The 16,623-nt window shown below is 68.9% G+C and carries 14 protein-coding genes; 6 read left to right on the top strand and 8 right to left on the bottom strand.

Features of this window, described 5'->3' with window-relative positions; all coding sequences use genetic code 11:
• Positions 1-12: 12 nt before the first annotated feature.
• From KUV67_12140 to KUV67_12155, 4 genes are all read right to left on the bottom strand, one after another.
• Positions 13-3,303, bottom strand: coding sequence for a hypothetical protein (locus KUV67_12140; protein MBY6205634.1), 3,291 nt, complete (start codon positions 3,301-3,303; stop codon positions 13-15).
• 185 nt (positions 3,304-3,488) lie between these two features.
• Positions 3,489-4,028, bottom strand: coding sequence for a hypothetical protein (locus KUV67_12145; protein MBY6205635.1), 540 nt, complete (start codon positions 4,026-4,028; stop codon positions 3,489-3,491).
• A gap of 51 nt (positions 4,029-4,079) precedes the next feature.
• Positions 4,080-4,781, bottom strand: a complete 702-nt coding sequence (locus KUV67_12150; GenBank protein MBY6205636.1) for a response regulator transcription factor — start codon at positions 4,779-4,781, stop codon at positions 4,080-4,082.
• Between the two features lie 146 nt (positions 4,782-4,927).
• Positions 4,928-5,800, bottom strand: coding sequence for a polyprenyl synthetase family protein (locus tag KUV67_12155; protein ID MBY6205637.1), 873 nt, complete (start codon positions 5,798-5,800; stop codon positions 4,928-4,930).
• Positions 5,801-5,907: 107 nt separating this feature from the next.
• On the opposite strand from KUV67_12155, the gene mvaD reads away from it, so the two are divergent.
• The 3 genes from mvaD (at position 5,908) to idi (ending at position 10,887) form a co-directional block, all read left to right on the top strand.
• Positions 5,908-6,918 carry a diphosphomevalonate decarboxylase gene (mvaD, locus tag KUV67_12160; GenBank protein ID MBY6205638.1) on the top strand — a complete coding sequence of 337 codons (1,011 nt, stop codon included), beginning with the start codon at positions 5,908-5,910 and terminating at the stop codon, positions 6,916-6,918.
• A 733-nt stretch (positions 6,919-7,651) separates the two neighbouring features.
• A complete protein-coding gene (locus tag KUV67_12165; GenBank protein ID MBY6205639.1) occupies positions 7,652-10,297 on the top strand; it encodes a hydroxymethylglutaryl-CoA reductase, degradative in 2,646 nt (881 codons plus the stop codon).
• Complete coding sequence (gene idi, locus KUV67_12170; GenBank protein MBY6205640.1) at positions 10,294-10,887, top strand: isopentenyl-diphosphate Delta-isomerase; 594 nt, start codon at positions 10,294-10,296, stop codon at positions 10,885-10,887. The genes KUV67_12165 and idi overlap by 4 nt, the downstream gene beginning before the upstream one ends.
• Before the next feature lie 738 nt (positions 10,888-11,625).
• Here idi and KUV67_12175 read toward each other — a convergent pair.
• The 3 genes from KUV67_12175 to KUV67_12185 form a co-directional block, all read right to left on the bottom strand.
• On the bottom strand, positions 11,626-12,447 hold the full coding sequence (locus tag KUV67_12175) for a pseudouridine synthase (GenBank protein ID MBY6205641.1): 822 nt from the start codon (positions 12,445-12,447) through the stop codon (positions 11,626-11,628).
• A 34-nt stretch (positions 12,448-12,481) separates the two neighbouring features.
• On the bottom strand, positions 12,482-13,357 hold the full coding sequence (gene scpB, locus KUV67_12180) for an SMC-Scp complex subunit ScpB (GenBank protein MBY6205642.1): 876 nt from the start codon (positions 13,355-13,357) through the stop codon (positions 12,482-12,484).
• Between the two features lie 130 nt (positions 13,358-13,487).
• Positions 13,488-14,333, bottom strand: a complete 846-nt coding sequence (locus KUV67_12185; GenBank protein ID MBY6205643.1) for a segregation/condensation protein A — start codon at positions 14,331-14,333, stop codon at positions 13,488-13,490.
• Between the two features lie 92 nt (positions 14,334-14,425).
• Here KUV67_12185 and KUV67_12190 point away from each other — a divergent pair, with 92 nt between their 5' ends.
• The 3 genes from KUV67_12190 to KUV67_12200 are packed head-to-tail and all read left to right on the top strand — an operon-like array spanning position 14,426 to position 15,957.
• Positions 14,426-14,716: a YciI family protein gene (locus KUV67_12190; protein MBY6205644.1), complete on the top strand. Its 291-nt coding sequence runs from the start codon at positions 14,426-14,428 to the stop codon at positions 14,714-14,716.
• Positions 14,717-14,769: 53 nt separating this feature from the next.
• Positions 14,770-15,009 (top strand): BolA family transcriptional regulator, encoded by a 240-nt coding sequence (locus KUV67_12195; protein MBY6205645.1) that lies wholly within the window; start codon positions 14,770-14,772, stop codon positions 15,007-15,009.
• A 42-nt stretch (positions 15,010-15,051) separates the two neighbouring features.
• Complete coding sequence (locus KUV67_12200) at positions 15,052-15,957, top strand: peptidyl-prolyl cis-trans isomerase (GenBank protein MBY6205646.1); 906 nt, start codon at positions 15,052-15,054, stop codon at positions 15,955-15,957.
• A gap of 79 nt (positions 15,958-16,036) precedes the next feature.
• Here the strand turns inward: KUV67_12200 and queF are convergent, their stop codons facing one another.
• A complete protein-coding gene (gene queF / locus KUV67_12205) occupies positions 16,037-16,426 on the bottom strand; it encodes a preQ(1) synthase (protein ID MBY6205647.1) in 390 nt (129 codons plus the stop codon).
• Between the last annotated feature and the right edge of the window lie 197 nt (positions 16,427-16,623).

Raw genomic sequence — 16,623 nt, forward strand, 5'->3', positions numbered from 1 at the left:
CGACGTCCGGCCTCAGCCGTCCCTGTCGATCTCGCCTAGCAGCACCTCGACCGCTTTCTCGAGCATGCCGTCCTCGCCGGCCGCGATGCGGTTCGGGTCGGGATAGACCAGCACATCCGGCTCGGTCGTCTTCCGCTCCAACCAATCGCCGGCCGGGTCCTTGATGCCGAGGCGTGGGGTGCCGGCGCGGATGTCGCCGGAGGCGAGGGTTTCCCATCCGGCGTAGGTGCAGGTGCCGGCGATCGGGGTGCCGACGAGGGTGCTGATCTCGAGGTTCTGCCAGGCGGCGACGAAGCAGTGGCCGTCGGAGTAGGCGGCCTCGTTGGTCAGGGCGACGGAGGGCTTGACCCACTCGGTCAGCGGCTCGCCCTGGGCCGTGCGGCCGTCGGGGACGTTCCACATGTACTGGCGCCCGGTGAACAGCTGGACCAGCCAGTCGACGAGGTCACCGCCGCGGTTGTCGCGGACGTCGATGACGATGCCTTCCTTGTCGAAGTGGCGGCCGAACAGGTCGCTGTAGACGCGTCGGTAGGCGTCGTCGGACATCTGCGGGATGTAGACGTAGCCGAGCCGTCCGTCCGAGAGTTCTTCGACGAGCCGGTGGCGGGACTCGACCCAGGCCTCGTGCCGCCACTGCTGCTCGTCGTCGATCGAGACCGGCTTCAGCACGACGTCGTAGCGATCACGGCCGTCGGCCAGGGTCAGACGAATCCGCCGGTCGACCTTGTCGGCCAGCCGGGCGAACAGGTTGGCATCTTCTCCGACGGACTGGCCGTCGACCGCGACGATGCGGTGGCCGGCCGCAACCCGATCGCTGGCGCGGGCCAGAGGACCCTGAACCAGCACCGAGGCGATTCGGACGCCGTCCTGCATGTTCTCGAGATCGAGCTCCGCGCCCAGTGCGCCGGTCGGCTCGACGGCCTCGCGGTCCAGGCGGGCATAGGCGTGCGAGACGTCGAGTTCGCCGATGAACTCGTTCAGGATTTCGACGAAGTCCGCGTTGGTCTCGATGTTTGCCAGCTTGGCCCGGTAGTGCGCGTACATGCCGTCCCAGTCGGCCTCGGCCAGCACGGCCGGGTCGTAGATGCGGTCGCGGGTGGTCTGCCAGACGTGGTGGAGCATCGCGCGGCGCTCGGCCGCGGCGTCGACGATGCCGGTCATCGCGCTCTCGATGGGCTCGGCGCTTGCCGTGTCGGCCTCCAGGTCGACCTTCGACAGCGTGCCATCGGCTAGCACGACCGCCGTCTTGTCGTCCCCGGTGAGCGCCAGCTCGGCGCGCTGCGCCCCGAGCTTGACCCGCCGTGCGGTCTCTTCCTCGACCAGGTCGTGCGCCCAGAGGTCGTAGCCGCCTTCGAAGCGGCTCAAGTAGTAGAGCTTCGACGCGTCGCTGGTCAGCTCGAAGTCGGCCAGGTCCGAAGAGTGGATCGTCAGGCGGGCCTGGCGATCGGATGCCCCTTCGGCCTGGAAGCTCACCGGCTCGGGCGCGGGTTCGTTCGATTCCTTTTCCTCTTCGGCGTCGGGGTCGTCCTTCGCCTCGAGCGCGCGCTCTTCCTTGGTCTGGCGGAAGCGGTCGAAGGCGTCCTGGTCGAGGAACTGCGCGTGGACGTCGAGCTGGGCGCCGTGGCCGCCGTGCTGGCGGGGGCCGTAGCGCGCGGTGGTCCAGGCGATCAGGCCGGCCTCGGCGTGCCACTGCGGCGCGGCGTCGAGGTAGCCAGAACGGGTCAGGTCGCGGGGCGGTTCGGACCCGTAGGCGGGAACGAGGGCGACGTTGCGGAAGAACAGACGGCCGCCGGGCTGGATGTCGACGGCCAGGAAGCGGCTGTCGGGCGACCAGTCGAAGCGGATGTCGTCGTTGCCGAGCGAGTAGTTCAGGTCGTCGGGCACCACGCTGACCGAGCGGCCGTTCCTGCGGTCGAACACGCGCACCTCGGCCCAGTCGTCGAGGTAGGCGACGTGCCGGCCGTCGGGCGCCGGCACCGGGTGCGTGGCCGCGGCGCGGCCGTCGCCCGGTTCGTCCTCATCGAGAGGCTGCCCCTCGATCAGCCGGGTTTCCTCGACCTGCGTGGCGGCGTAGAAGAAGCGCTCGTCGGCATCGATCAGCCGGCTCTCGAAGATCGCCCACTGCGCCTCGCGCTCGCCGGCGTAGAGCAGGCCGCGGCCGTCGGGGGTGAAGGCCAGGTTCCGCTCCAGGCCCGGGGTGTCGGTTATGCGGCGCGTGGTGCCGAAGTCCAGCGCGGTCACGAAGACGTCGCCGCGGACCACGAAGGCGATGTCCTTGTCGTTCGGCGACAGCACGAACTCGCTGATCTCGCCCGCGAACTCGACCTCTACGCGGTCGTCGCCGGTGTCGGCGGTCGGCAGCGTGATGGCGACCGGCGCGGCGTCGTTGCCGGGGCGAGATTCCAGGTCATCCGCGCCCAGCACGTAGATCTCGCCGTCGAAGCCGTAGGTCAGCGTGCCGTCGGCCGCGATGCTCAGGCCGCGGACCGGGTGGCGCTCGTGGAAGGTGACCTGGGTGGCGCCGGCTTCGCCAACGTCGAACGGCTGGCGCCAGACGTTCAGGCTGCCGGAGCGCTCCGACAGGAAGTGGAAGCCATCGCCATCGGCATTCCAGGCCGGCGTGTGGTCGTTCCAGCGGTTGGTCGTGAGTTGCTCGTGGCGGCCGCTGTCGTGATCGACGGACAGGTCCAGCATCCAGACGTCGCGGGCAAACGGCGAATCGTCGTGTTTCCGGTATGGCTGGTCGCCCTTGTAGTCCGAGTAGAGCAGGCGGTCGCCGGCAGGAGACGCGATCGCCTGGCGCGCTTCGATCGGCGTGACCTGTCGCGGCGTGCCGCCGGTGATCGGTACCGCATAGAGTTCGGGACGCGAGCGGTGCGGGTCGGCCGCCAGTTCGGGCGGGTCGTAGCGGACGCTCTCGAACAGCACGGACTCGCCGTCGGCAGTGAACCCGGTGACCACGTCGTGCGCCTCGTGGAAGGTCAGCCGGCGGACCGTGCCGTCGGCCAGGTCCAGCAGGTAGACGTCGAGCGTGCCGTTGCGATCGCTGCTGTAGGCGATGCGCTGTCCGTCCGGCGACCAGCGCGGGTTCGACTCGACCGCGTCGGTGCGGGTCACCGCGATGGCGACCCCGCCGGTCACGGGCACCCGGTGGATGTCGCCGGCGTGGGTGAAGGCGATGGTCTGCCCGTCGGGCGAGATCGCCGGGTCGCGGAGCCAGCGTTCGCCCGCCGCTTGCGCGGCGGCGGAGATCGAGCTGAGTAGGGAAGTCAGGACAATGGAAAGCAGGAACGGAAATCGCATCGTTTCGGGTCCGAAAGGAGGGGCGGGGCGCTGGATCCACCAGGGCCATCGGGGAAGAGTACGCGAGTCCGGCCCCGGATTCGGGGCCGTCAGCCCCGCTCGGGCGTCCAGTGGGCGTGCCTCCCGTCGGCATCGACGATGTCGGCGAAGTCGGCGGCGGTGCCGAGATTCATGGACGTTCCTGGCTAGAGCCCGGTCGAGCCGACCAGCACGAGGTTGGAGTCGAAATGATACGCGCTGCTGTGTCCCATGATGATGGGGTCAGGTCCCCCGTCCGGCGATCCCGGGTTGTAGTGGGTCGTGTACGCCAGGTAGCCGCCTTGAGGCATCGCGTAGATCATCAGAATCCGCTCCGGGACGTTTCGCGACATTTCGCGATCCCGCGTCCAGCCGATGCCCTGCAGATCCAGTGTCTCTCGGACTCGCTGGCACGCAGCAGCATCCCGGATATTCGACAACCCCCGCAGATCGCTGCGCTTCGGAACCGGAGTGATCCCGATCCCTTCCAGCCGTTGACGAAAAACTCGATTATTCAGGACGATGCGCAGCAATCGGTGCAGAGAACGCTGCGTCGCCTGGTTCAGGTTCGACACCTCGGTGCAGTGCGGCGCGCCGAGCGAGTCGAGAGGCAGGGTCGATTCCTGCGCAGCGGCAGTGCCAAGAAGAAGAGCCGCACCGAGTGCGATCGATGCGGCTCTTGATAATCGGCGATAAATCAGACGCATGCACCAGAGGCTACCGTGAGACTCTGCCTCGGTTCAAGACCGGGGTCTTCATCAGGCGTCGTCCGGGTGCGCCAGCTTGAAGCCCATGCCCTGGACCGTGTGCAGCAGCTTGGTCTCGAACGGGCGGTCGATGGACTTGCGCAGGTTGTACATGTGGCTCCTGAGCGTGTCCGAATCCGGCAGCATGTCCCCCCAGAGTTCGTTTTCGAGCTGCTCGCGGCTGACCAGGCGCGGGGATTCGCGCATCAGGATGCGCAGGATGCGGATCGAGGTCGGCGACAGGTTCAGGCGCTTGCCGTCGCGCTCGACGCGCATCGTGCGCGGGTCGAACACCAGGTCGCCGATCTTGATCGCGCCGTCGGAGACTTCGCCGCGGGCGCGGCGGATCAGGGCGTTGACCCGGGCCGAGAGTTCTTCCATGTCGAAGGGCTTGACCAGGTAGTCGTCGGCGCCGGACTCGAAGCCCTCGATCTTGTCGTCGAGCTGGTCGCGCGCGGTCAGCATCAGGATCGGCGTGGAGTCGCCGCGGTCGCGGAGCTTCTTGCAGACCTTCATGCCGTCGACCTTGGGCAGCATCAGGTCGAGCACGATGATGTCGTAGTGGTTGTCTTCGAGCAGGTTCAGGGCGATCGAGCCGTCGGCGGCGTAGTCCATCGCGAACCCGGAGTCCTCGAGGAAGGCCCCGACCGTCGCGGCCAGGTCGTCGTGGTCTTCCACCAGCAGAATGGTGGCATTTGCGGTTTCTTCGCTCATCGTCGAGCTCTCCTCGGGGCGGATTCGGAAATCGTCGAATGCGCCGTACAGGCCGCATTTCACATTTGTGAACCGAGTCTAGCGCGCCCGCCTCCCCGGGAAATCAACGGGCGTTCACCGGCGCGAAAGGAGCGTGAAGGGCGAGCTCAGAAGCGGCGCCGGACGATCCTGGCGCCGAGCGCGGCGAGGTCCTCTCGTGCGGGCCCCGGCGGCAGGCGCTCCAGCGCGCCCCGAGCCTCGTCGAGCAGGGCGTCGGCGCGCGCGCGGGCGGCCTCGACGCCGTTCAGGGCGGGCCAGGTGGCCTTGCCCCGGGCCTGGTCGGAACCGGCCGGTTTGCCCAGCTCCTCGGTGCTGCCTTCCACGTCCAGCAGGTCGTCGATGACCTGGAATGCGACGCCGATCGCGTCGCCGAAGTCGGCCAGCGCCAGCCGCTCGGCTTCGGAGGCCGGGCCCAGGTGCGCCGGCAGTTCGACCGCGGCGCGGATCAGCGCGCCGGTCTTGCCCCGGAACATCGCCTCCAGCAGGTCCGTATCCGGCGTTTCCTTCTCGAAGGCCAGGTCCAGCACCTGGCCGCCGACCATGCCGGTCGAGCCCGCCGCGTCGGCCAGGCCGGCGATCACCGAGGCCGGCATCCCGGCCCGCGCCAGTCCGCCGAAGGCCAGGGTCAGCAGCGCGTCGCCGGCGAGGATGGCCGTGGCCTCGTCCCAGGCCCGATGCACGGTGGGTTTTCCGCGCCGGAGGTCGTCGTCGTCCATCGCCGGCAGGTCGTCGTGGACCAGGGAATAGCAGTGGACGAGCTCGACGGCTGCGGCGATCGGGGCGACCGCGTCGTCGGAAAGCCCGAGCACGCTGCCGGCGGCGAACGCCAGCTGGGGACGGATGCGCTTGCCGCCGTTGAACACCGCGTAGCGCATCGCCGCGTGCAGCGGGGCTGGGCGCGTGGCCTCGGCGGGCAGCCAGGCGTCGAGTTCGCGTTCGACGCGCTCGATCCATGCGGCGCTGCGGGCGGGTTCGTTCATCGGGCGTTCCATGGGCGGGCCGGACGGGACCGGGCCAGTGTACGAGCGGCCGGGATGCGCTGCTACACTTCGGGCGGTGTTCCTCCAGCCGGTGTCCCGGTCCGCCCATGCCCGCTTCCCCCCGAGAACTCGACGCGCCGGCCGCGGCCTCGGCCCGCGCCGGCGCGAACTTCGCGCTGATCAAGTACTGGGGCAAGCGTGACGTCGCGCTGAACCTGCCGGACGTCGGCTCGATCTCGCTGACGCTGGAGGCACTGCACACGGAAACCACCGTGCGCTTCGACCCGACACTGGCCGCCGACGAGCTGGTCCTGGACGGCGAACCGGCCCCGGAGCGGGCGCCCCGGATCTCGACGTTCCTCGACGTCGTTCGCGAACGGGCAGGCGTCCGCGCCTTCGCCCGCGTCGAGACCGCCAACAACTTCCCGACCGCCGCGGGCCTCGCGTCCTCGGCCTCCGGGTTCGCGGCGCTGACCGTCGCTGCGGCCGCGGCGCTGGAACAGGACTGGGACGAGCGAACGCTCTCGGAACTGGCACGGATCGGCTCCGGCTCGGCGGCGCGATCGATCTTCGGCGGCTTCGTCGAGATGAAGCGTGGTCGCTACAGGACCGGGTCCGACAGCGTGGCGAAGCCGATCGCCGATGCGCGCCACTGGCCGCTGCAGGTGGCCGTGGCGATCACCACGCGCGCCGAGAAGGCGGTCGGCTCGACCGAGGGCATGCAGCGCACCGCCGAGACCTCGCCGTTCTATCGCGCGTGGGTCGAGAACCAGGAAAACGACCTGGCCGAGGCGCGCGACGCGATCGCGAACAAGGACTTCGAGCACCTGGCGGAGGTCTCCGAGGGCAGCGCGCTGGCGATGCATGGCCTGGCGATGTCGGCCCGGCCGGGCCTGCTGTACTTCAACGCCACGACCATGGAATGCCTGCATCGGATCCGCGCCCTGCGCGCCGACGGCGTGCCGGTGTTCTTCACCGTCGACGCGGGCCCGCAGGTCAAGGCGATCTGCGAGTCGGTGGCGCTGCCCACCGTGCGCGACGCCCTGCGCGACGTGGACGGCGTGCTCGACGTGGTCGAAAGCGGCCTGGGCCCCGGCGCGGCCCTGTACGCGCCTTGAACATCGTCCATACCAGCGCGCCGGGCAAGCTGCTGCTGTTCGGCGAATACGCCGTGCTGGCCGGCGGCACGGCGGTGGTCATGGCGGTGGATCGACGCGCCGCGGTATCGATCGAGACGGCGGATGCGGAGGACCTCCACGTCGCCGCCCCGCAGCTGGGTCTGGCCGGTGACGGGCTGACCTTCGATCCCGATCGGCCGGACCGCCTGCTCGGCCTGACGGGCCGCCTGCTGGCCGCTCGCCTCGAACACTACGGAATCGAGGCGACCGGGCTGCGGATCGAGATCGATACGGGCGCCTTGTTCGACGCCGACGTGAGGGGGCGGCCCGTCAAGCTCGGCCTGGGCTCCAGTGCCGCGGTCGCCGCGGCGCTGGACACGGCGCTGGCGGCTTTGGTCGAAGCGCCCCTGCCGACCTTCGACGACCTGCTTCCGGCCTACCGGAACGCCCTGGGCGCCCCGGCCAGCGGGGCCGACCTGGTCGCCAGCCTGCAGGGCGGGCTGCAACGCATGAGGTCCGACGGGGGCACGACGAGAGCTTCGACGCGCGCCCTGGCCTGGCCCGAAGGACTCCACGCGCGACCGATCTGGGTCGGCCGGCCGGCCTCGACGCCGGCCTTCGCCGCGGCGTTCGAGACCTGGCGCAACAAGTGTCCCGACGCCGCAGCCGACTGGGTCGAACGGATGGACGGCATCACCGGGCGCGCCCTGGACCGGGGCACCGCCGCGGCCTGGTGTGCTGCCGCGGCCGCCTGGAGCGAAGGGCTGTTCCAGCTGCAGTCGGCCCTCGGGTTGGAGATCGTGACCGCCGCGCACCGGGACCTGGCGGCGCACGCGGCCGACCTCGGCGTGGCCTACAAGACCTGCGGCGCCGGCGGCGGCGATTTCGGCATCGCGCTGTCGGACGACCCGGACGCGCTCCGGGCCTTTTCCGGGCGGGCTTCGGAACGCAATGGGCGTCCGGTAGAATTGGACGTCGATCCGGCCGGTGCGCGCGTCGAGCCGCCGGCGCGCTGATTTCCCAGGAGCGTTTCGTGGCACGAATCCCCAAGTTCTACAAGCTGTCGGTGACCGAGCGCGTGCGTGCGGTGCGCCAGCAGGGCCTGCTGTCGCCGCAGGATTTCCAGGCGCTGGTCAGCGGTGAGCACACGCTGGACGTCGACTCCGCCGACAAGATGATCGAGAACGTGATCGGCGTGATGGGGCTGCCGGTCGGGCTGGGGCTGAATTTCCTGATCAACGGCCGCGAGTACGCGGTGCCCCTGGTCGTCGAGGAGCCGTCGATCGTCGCCGCGCTCAGCTCGGCGGCCAAGGTGGCGCGGGCCGGCGGCGGCTTCGAGGTCGAGAGCACGGAGCCGATTCTCATCGGCCAGATCCAGGTCGTCGACGTGCCGCATCCGCAGCGGGCAAAGGCCGCGCTGCTGCAGCGCAAGGACGAGATCATCAATCTCGCCAACAGCCTGCACCCCAACATGGTCGCGCGCGGCGGCGGCGCCAAGGACCTCGAGGTCCACATCCACCCGTCATCGGGGCAGGGCGGCGACATGGTCGTGGCCCACCTGCTGGTCGATACGCGCGACGCGATGGGCGCCAACCTGGTCAACACGATGTGCGAAGGCGTCGCCTCGCTGGTCGAGAACATCGCCGAAGGCAAGGTGTTCCTGCGCATCCTGTCGAACCTGACCGACCGGGCCATGGTCCGGGCGAAGGTGGCGATCCCGCTCGACGCGCTGGCCGGCAAGGGCTTCGACGGCGAGCAGGTCCGCGACGGCATCATCCTGGCCAACGAGTTCGCGTCGATCGACCCCTATCGCGCGGCGACCCACAACAAGGGGATCATGAACGGAATCGACGCGGTTGCCCTGGCCACGGGCAACGACTGGCGCGCGATCGAGGCCGGCGCGCACGCCTGGGCCGCGCGCGGCTCGCACTACGCGTCGCTGACCCAGTGGACCCGCGGCGACGACGGCGCGCTGCTCGGCCAGCTCGAGATTCCCCTGAAGGTGGGCATCGTCGGCGGTCCGCTCCAGTCCAATCCCACGGTCGGCATGAACCTGCGCCTGCTCGGCGTCAAGACGGCGCGCGAGCTGGCCGAGGTGATGGGTGCGGTCGGCCTGGCGCAGAACTTCTCGGCGGTGCGCGCCCTGGTCACGGAAGGCATCCAGCAGGGCCACATGACCCTGCACGCACGCAGCGTGGTCGCCGCCGCCGGCGCCCCGCCGGAAATCTTCGACACGGTGGTCGACCGCCTGATCGCCTCCGGCGAGATCAAGATCTGGAAGGCGCGCGAGCTGGTCGGGGAGCTGGCCCGCAAGGGCCTGAACGAACGCCTCGAAGGCGGCGCCGAGCGCCAGGACGACAACCGCCCGACCGAGCTCGATGCGCCTGCGATGGCCGCCGGCCACGGCAAGATCATCCTGCTCGGTGAGCACGCCGTGGTCTACGGCCGCCACGCGGTGGCCGCGCCGGTGCCGCTGGCCATCCAGGCCCACGTCGAGAAGGGCGGCGACGGGGTCCAGATGATCATTCCGCGCTGGGGCGTGGAGCAGCGCCTGCACACGCGCAGCGAGAAGCAGCACTCCTTCGACAAGTCGATGAACCTGATCCTGGAGACGCTGGGCCTGCAGGACGAAGCGATGCGGATCGAGATCTTCCCCAACGTGCCGCGCGCGATGGGCCTGGGCGGCTCGGCCGCGCTGGCGGTCGCGACGATCCGCGGGCTGGACCGGTGCTTCGAGCTGGGCCTCGACGACGAACAGGTCAACGCGCTGGCCTTCGAGTGCGAGAAGATCGCCCACGGCACGCCCTCGGGCATCGACAACACCCTGTCCACCTACGGCCGCGCGATGCTGTTCCGTTCCGGCGACGACCCGCTGCGCAGGGAGATCGAGATCGCCACCCCGGTCGACCTGGTGGTCGGAATTTCGGGCATCGAGAGCCTGACGGCTGCGACCGTGGCCCGCGTGCGCAAGGCGCGCGAGGCGCACCCGGCGCTGTACGACGACATCTTCGACCAGATCGATTCGCTGGTGCTGCAGGGCGTCGATGCGCTGGCCGACGTGTCCGTGGACAACCGGCTCGAAACGCTGGGCGAATTGATGAACGTCTGCCAGGGCCTGCTGAACGCGATGCAGGTCTCGAGCTGGGAACTGGAGGAAATGATCCAGATCGCGCGCCGCGAGGGCGCCCTGGGCGCCAAGCTGACCGGCGGCGGGGGCGGCGGCTCGATCATCGCCCTGTGCCCGCCGGGCGGAGAAACCGCGCCGAAGATCGAAGCGGCGCTGAAGGAGGCCGGCTACCAGGCCGTGCCGGTGACGATTGGCGGTGACGGCGGCGGTGACCGCGGTGACGGCGGCGGTCCGGCAGGGGGTGGGGCATGAGCGCGTCCGCCGACCGAGCCGTCAACGAGAAGGTCTCCTTCGACGACGAACCGCTGATCCTGGTCGACGAGAACGACCGGGAGATCGGCCACCGCGACAAGGTCGATTGCCACACGGGCCACGGCACGCTGCACCGGGCCTTTTCCGTGTTCCTGTTCGACGAGCAGGGCCGGGTATTGCTCCAGCGCCGCTCGAACGAGAAGCCGCTGTGGCCGTTGTACTGGTCGAACAGCTGCTGTTCCCACCCGCGCCGGGGCGAGGACCTCGACTACGCCACCGCCCGCCGCATGCGCGAGGAACTGGGTCTGGAGTCCGACCTCGAACGCCTCTACAGCTTCATCTACCAGGCCGACTTCGGCGACCGCGGCGCCGAGCACGAGTACTGCCATGTCTACATCGGCCGCGCCCGCGGCGAGGTCGAAGTCCACCCCGAGGAAATCGCCGAGTGGAAATGGATTTCTCCCGAAGACCTCGACGCCGAACTCGCCGCCCACCCCGAACGCTTCACCCCCTGGTTCAAGATGGAATGGCTCGAACTGCGCACGACCTATGCGGATCGGGTGGAGGCGCTGGTCGGGGGGCGTGCCTGATTCCTTTTGGATGATGGACGCGAAGATCGCAGAGCGGCAACGGGCGCGAAGGAAAAGCTTTGGGATTGAAAGTCGCTGGGCCCCGGCTCGAGGCCGGGGCGACGGAGCGGATCGGATTGCCTGATTCTGTCGTCCCGCACTTGATGCGGGCCCCAGCCTTTGGCTTTGATCGGAGGGTAGTGCCAGCAACCTCCAGATGATCGGCGCGAAGAGGAGAAGGGGCGGAGGACGCGAAGGAAAACTGCGCAACAAGGATTTCTGTTGCACGTCGCATCGGCTGCCGACGGTTGCCGTAGGTTCAGATTGCCGTCGGCCTTCGAGCTGTTGCAAAGGTCCGTGGGGTTACGGTCGAAGTCGCTGGATCCCGCATCGAGTGCGGGACGACAGAATCAAGCAAACACAAACATTCCGTCGCCCGCCCCCGAGTGGGGGTCCAGCGACTTTCAGCTACATCGCGTTCCCTTCGCGGCATTGGCTGCCGACGGTTGCCGTAGGTTCGGATTGCCTTCGGCCTGCGAGCTGTTGCGAAGGTCCGTGGGGTTACGGTCGAAGTCGCTGGATCCCGCATCAAGTGCGGGACGACAGAATCAAGCAAAACACTCCGTCTCCCCGGCCTCGAGCCGGGGTCCAGAGACTTTCCTTTACATCGCTCTTCCTTTGCGTCCTCTGCCCCTTAGCGCCTTCGCGCCCATCAGCTAAAGGCTACGGCCACCCAACCAGAACGAAGCCGGCCAGAGCCTAGCGTCGTCGTCGAGGCGGTTTCGGTTCGCGGTCGGGTTTGCTGTCGTCGACGGCGACGAGTTCGGTGGCGCGGCCGGGGAGGCCGACGTCTTCTCGGAGCACTCGGTGGTCGATGGCGCCGAGGATCTTCCAGCGGCCGGGCTTGACGTCGGCGGGCAGGAAGACCGGGCCGAAGCGCACGCGCTTGAGGCGCGCGACCTGGGCGCCGACGGCGTCCCAGAGGCGGCGGACCTCGCGATTGCGACCTTCCATGATCGTCACCGTGTACCAGGTGTGCGATTCGGTTTCCTCGCCGATGACCAGGTCGGAGAAGTTGGCCATGCCGTCCTCGAGCTGCACGCCCTCGAGCAGGCGGGCGAGGTCGGCGTCGTCGACCTTGCCGCGGATTCGGCACAGGTATTCCCGATCGACGTTGCCGGAGGGATGCATCATCCGGTTGGCAAGCTCTCCGTCGGTGGTCAGGACCAGCAGTCCGGCCGTGTTCAGGTCGAGCCGGCCGACCGCGATCCAGCGCCCCGTCGGCGGCTTGGGCAGGGCATCGAACACGGTGCGGCGGCCTTCCGGGTCGTCGCGCGTCGTGACCTGGCCCTCGGGCTTGTGGTAGATCATCGTGCGGTGCTGGGCCGGGCGGGCCTTGACCGTGAAGCTGCGGCCGTCGACCTGGATGCGGTCGTCGGCGACCCCGCGCGTGCCGAGCTCGGCCGGCTTGCCGTTGACCCGGACCTGCCCGGCGGCGATCTTCGCTTCGATTGCGCGTCGCGACCCCAGTCCGGCCCCGGCCAGCAGCTTCTGCAGCCGCTCCCCGGACTCCGGCGGCATGCCGTGCGGACGCCGGCTGTCGCGGCGGACCGGCCTATCGCCGGTCTTCGGCTTCCCGCTCGTCTTCTTCGCCATCCGTTGCTTCGACGGCGTCCTGTTCGTCGCCTTGCTCGACGTCGGCTTCGAGCCCGTCGTCTTCCGACTCGGATCCGGTTTGCCCGGCGCCTTCTTCTTCGCCGTCGACCGGGCCGTCCGATTCTTGTCCGTCCGGCTGCTCTTCGGGGTCGAACTCGCGCTTGTCGTGCGCGTCGCTTTGCGAGTCGTCTTGCGAGCCGGCTTCGGGCTCGCCTTGCGCGTCGGTCGATTCGTTTTCTTGCTCATCGCTTCGGGTCTCGCTTGCCGGCCGATCGGGGTCGGACAGCTCAAGTTCGGGTTCGAGGTTGTCGAGGTCGCGGATCTCGGCCAGGGTCGGCAGATCGCCGAGCCCCTTCAGGTTGAAATAGTCGAGGAAGTCCTTGGTCGTGCCCAGCAGTTCGGGCTTGCCCGGCACGTCGCGGTGGCCGACCACCTTGATCCAGTCGCGGTCCTGGAGCGTCTTCAGGATGTTCGCGCTCAGCGACACGCCGCGGATCTCCTCGATCTCGCCGCGGGTGATCGGCTGCCGATAGGCGATGATCGCCAGGGTCTCGAGCAGCGCGCGCGAGTAGCGCGGCGGCTTTTCGCTCCACAAGCGGGAGATCACCGGCATCAGCTTCTGGCGCACCTGCAGCCGGTAGCCGCCGGCGACCTCGACCAGCTCGACGGCGCGACCTTCGAGGTCGGAGTCGAGCGCGGCCAGCGCCTGGCGAATCAGCGAATGCCCCGGCTGTTCGTCTTCGTCGAACAGGCCGTTCAACTGGACCAGCGTCAGCGGCTGGCCGGCCGCGAGCAGCGCGGCTTCGATGTATTGCTTGAGCTTGTCGGGATCCATTGATAAGCGGGTTTCGAGAGATTGGGGTCAGGGTCGATGTGTCGGTCGAGCGTCCGATCCGGAAATCGCTGCATTTCTCATCTGCGTTCATCCGCGTTCATCTGCGGTAAAGCAATTTCAGGGGTGGGGTTCAGGCGGTTTCCTCGTGGCCCGGCGCCCGCAGGTAGATCTGGCCGAACAGCTCCTGCTGGACCAGGTCGACGAGGTGCTCGCGCAGCAGTTCGAGCAGGGCGAGGAAGGTCACGACAGCGCCGAGACGGCCCTCGTCGAGGTCGAACATCTCCTCGAAGCGGACGAACTCCTTCGCCTTCAGCGACTGGACGATGCGGCTCATCCGCTCGCGCACGCTCAGCGGCTCGGACTGGATGCTGTGCTGGGCGAACAGCTCGGCCCGGGCCATCACGTCGCGCAGGGCCAGCAGCAGTTCCTTCAGGTCGACCTCCGGCGGCACGCGCACCGGCTTGTCGTCGACGACTTCGGCGCTGGCCACGACGATGTCGCGCTCGAGGCGCGGCAGCTCGTCGAGGTCCTCGGCGGCCTGCTTGAAGCGCTCGTACTCCTGCAGCCGGCGGATCAGCTCGGCGCGCGGATCGCCTTCGTCCTCCTCTTCGACCTTCGGCCGGGGCAGCAGCATGCGCGACTTGATCTCGGCCAGGATCGCGGCCATCACCAGGTACTCGGCGGCCAGCTCCAGCCGCATGTCCTGCATCATTTCGATGTAGCCGGTGTACTGGCGGGTGATCTCCGCGATCGGGATGTCGAGGATGTCGATGTTCTGGCGCCGGATCAGGTACAGCAGCAGGTCCAGCGGACCCTCGAAGGCGTCGAGGAACACTTCCAGCGCGTCGGGCGGTATGTACAGGTCGTCGGGCAGTTTCAGCAGCGGTTCGCCACGGACCGTGGCCAGTGGAATCTGCTGCTGCTGGGCCCGCTCCTGCTGCGCGTGTTCTTCGGCGGTCCGGACGGTGTCGCTCATCGGCGGCAGTGTAGCAGCCCGTTCCGGTCCGGTGCGCTCGTTATACTGCCGGGTCCGTCCCATCGACACAGCCCGGAGCGCCCGTGCTCTACATGATTCTCGGCATCGAGTCCGACGACGGCCTGGCCGGCCGCAAGGCGGCGCGGGCCGATCATCTCGCGCGCCTCGACGCCCTGCGCGACGATGGTCGGCTGGTACTGGCCGGACCGCTGCCGGCGATCGACGCGGAGGATCCCGGCCCGGCCGGATTCAGCGGATCGCTGGTGGTCGCCGAATTCGAATCGCTGGACGCCGCACGCGACTGGGCCGCGGCCGACCCCTACATCGCCGCGGGCGCGTGGACCGGAGCCGAAGTGCGACCGTTCCGGCAGGTGCTGCCGTGAGTGCCGAGCGGCCGTCCGGCATCGACCCGGAGGTGACCGCCCGGCGCGTCGCCATGATCCGCGAACGAATCGAGGCGGCGCTGGACCCGGACGCGCTGGACGTGATCGACGAATCGCACCTGCACGTCGGCCACCCGGGTGCGCGGGACGGCCGCGGGCACTTCCGCGTCCGGATCCGGTCGGAGGAACTGGCCGCGCAGTCGAGGATCGCACGCCACCGCTCGATCTATGCGGCGCTCGGCGACCTGATGACGACCGACATCCACGCCCTGGCCATCGACGTCGAGGACTGACCGGGCCGGGCGACGAATTTCATTCGAGAACAAGGGTTCGATATGTTCTGCAACAAATTGATAAAAAGCGCTTTCTTCCTGCCGGCTGCTGTCCTTCTCACGGCCTGCGGCGCCGACGACGAGGCCCGCTGGGTGCACGAGGACGACGTCGTGCTGGTCGAGGTCGGCGGCGAGCCCGTGACCAAGGCGATGCTGGAAGTGGTCATGGAAAACGGCGGTGTGGGCGAAGACGACACGGAGCGGATGCGCGAACTGCTCGACGGCCTGATCCGCCTGCAGGTGGTGGCCAATGCCGCGGAGCAGCAGGGTCTGTCCGACGATCCCAAGGTTCGCGCCGAGCGCCGGATCGCCGATCTCCGGGTGCAGAACGTGCGCTTCCTCGACCGCTACCGCGAAGATAACCCGGTCACCGAGGGCGACATCCAGCGGGCCTACCGCGAGCAGGTGGAGCGGTCGGGCCGGGCGCGCTACCGGATCGAGGCGGTCCCCTTCGAGCAGCAGTCCGAGGCGCTGGCCGCGCTGGACGCGGTCGAACGGGGCGAGCGCGACTTCGCCGACGTGGTGGCGGTGGCCGAGGCCAGCGGGGCGACGGTCGTGCGGCCGGACTGGATCGACTTGAGCCAGGTGCCGGCGAGCTTCGCCGAGAGCCTGGAAGAGGCCGAGGCCGGCGAGGTGCTGCCGGTGCCGCAGGCGATGGGCGATTCCTGGCTCGCCGTGCGCGTGCTGGCGATCGACGACCTCGAGCCCCCGCCGCTGGCCGATGTGCGCGAGGGCATCCGGCGCACGCTGACCGCGCGCCAGGGCGAGGCGCTGGTCGAGGAACTGTTCCAGGGCGCAGAGATCGTGCCGATGCTGCCGATGACGGCTGCGGACCCGGAAGTCGATTCCGACCGCGAGCCGGATGCGGACGGTCCTTCCGGCGATCCGTCCGGCGCGCGTTCGGAGTAGCTCGCGGAACGAGCCGCGGAATCGGGCGGCGGAATCGGACCGCAGAATCGGACGGCGGCGCCGGCGCCGCCGATCGCGCTCAGGGCAGCTCGACCTTCGTCGGCGGGGTCCAGTCCTCGGCGCGGTGTTCGACGACGACGTCCGTGTACACCCCGCCGCGCACGTTGAATTCCGCGGTCAGGCGCATGAAACGCGGGTTCGTCGCGGCCACCAGGTCGGCCAGGATGCGGTTGGTCACCGCCTCGTGGAACGCGCCCTCGTCGCGGAACGACCATGCATACAGCTTCAGCGACTTCAACTCCACGCACAGCTTGTCCGGGACGTACTCCAGGCGCAGCTCGGCGAAGTCCGGCTGGCCCGTCTTCGGGCACAGGCAGGTGAATTCGGGCACCCGGATGCGGATCGTGTAATCGATCTCCGGGCGCGGGTTCGGGAAGGTCTCCAGGTCTTTGCTGGGGGAAGTCGACATTCGGGGTCCTGTGGGTCTGACGTGAGCGGGATTTCCGAGGCACAATAGCCGCGTCGCAATAGAATAATTCACCCGGGGCCAACGGACGTCGACACCGCGCCGATACGTCGTCGAACCGATGGTCGAGGCGATGGTCGGGCCGACGCCGGAGTCCGGACCCCGAACCCGATCCTCCGGCCCCGACCCCTGGTCCCGAT

Origin of the sequence: Halomonas denitrificans (assembly GCA_019800895.1) — a bacterium.
Lineage (GTDB): Bacteria > Pseudomonadota > Gammaproteobacteria > Xanthomonadales > Wenzhouxiangellaceae.

Excerpts from the sequence above, each read along its gene's own strand:
- KUV67_12140 (MBY6205634.1), bottom strand. The coding sequence starts at position 3,303 with ATGCGATTTCCGTTCCTGCTTTCCATTGTCCTGACTTCCCTACTCAGC.
- KUV67_12145 (MBY6205635.1), bottom strand. The coding sequence starts at position 4,028 with ATGCGTCTGATTTATCGCCGATTATCAAGAGCCGCATCGATCGCACTC.
- KUV67_12150 (MBY6205636.1), bottom strand. The coding sequence starts at position 4,781 with ATGAGCGAAGAAACCGCAAATGCCACCATTCTGCTGGTGGAAGACCAC.
- KUV67_12155 (MBY6205637.1), bottom strand. The coding sequence starts at position 5,800 with ATGAACGAACCCGCCCGCAGCGCCGCATGGATCGAGCGCGTCGAACGC.
- mvaD (MBY6205638.1), top strand. The coding sequence starts at position 5,908 with ATGCCCGCTTCCCCCCGAGAACTCGACGCGCCGGCCGCGGCCTCGGCC.
- idi (MBY6205640.1), top strand. The coding sequence starts at position 10,294 with ATGAGCGCGTCCGCCGACCGAGCCGTCAACGAGAAGGTCTCCTTCGAC.
- KUV67_12175 (MBY6205641.1), bottom strand. The coding sequence starts at position 12,447 with ATGCCGCCGGAGTCCGGGGAGCGGCTGCAGAAGCTGCTGGCCGGGGCC.
- scpB (MBY6205642.1), bottom strand. The coding sequence starts at position 13,357 with ATGGATCCCGACAAGCTCAAGCAATACATCGAAGCCGCGCTGCTCGCG.
- KUV67_12185 (MBY6205643.1), bottom strand. The coding sequence starts at position 14,333 with ATGAGCGACACCGTCCGGACCGCCGAAGAACACGCGCAGCAGGAGCGG.
- KUV67_12190 (MBY6205644.1), top strand. The coding sequence starts at position 14,426 with ATGATTCTCGGCATCGAGTCCGACGACGGCCTGGCCGGCCGCAAGGCG.
- KUV67_12195 (MBY6205645.1), top strand. The coding sequence starts at position 14,770 with ATGATCCGCGAACGAATCGAGGCGGCGCTGGACCCGGACGCGCTGGAC.
- KUV67_12200 (MBY6205646.1), top strand. The coding sequence starts at position 15,052 with ATGTTCTGCAACAAATTGATAAAAAGCGCTTTCTTCCTGCCGGCTGCT.
- queF (MBY6205647.1), bottom strand. The coding sequence starts at position 16,426 with ATGTCGACTTCCCCCAGCAAAGACCTGGAGACCTTCCCGAACCCGCGC.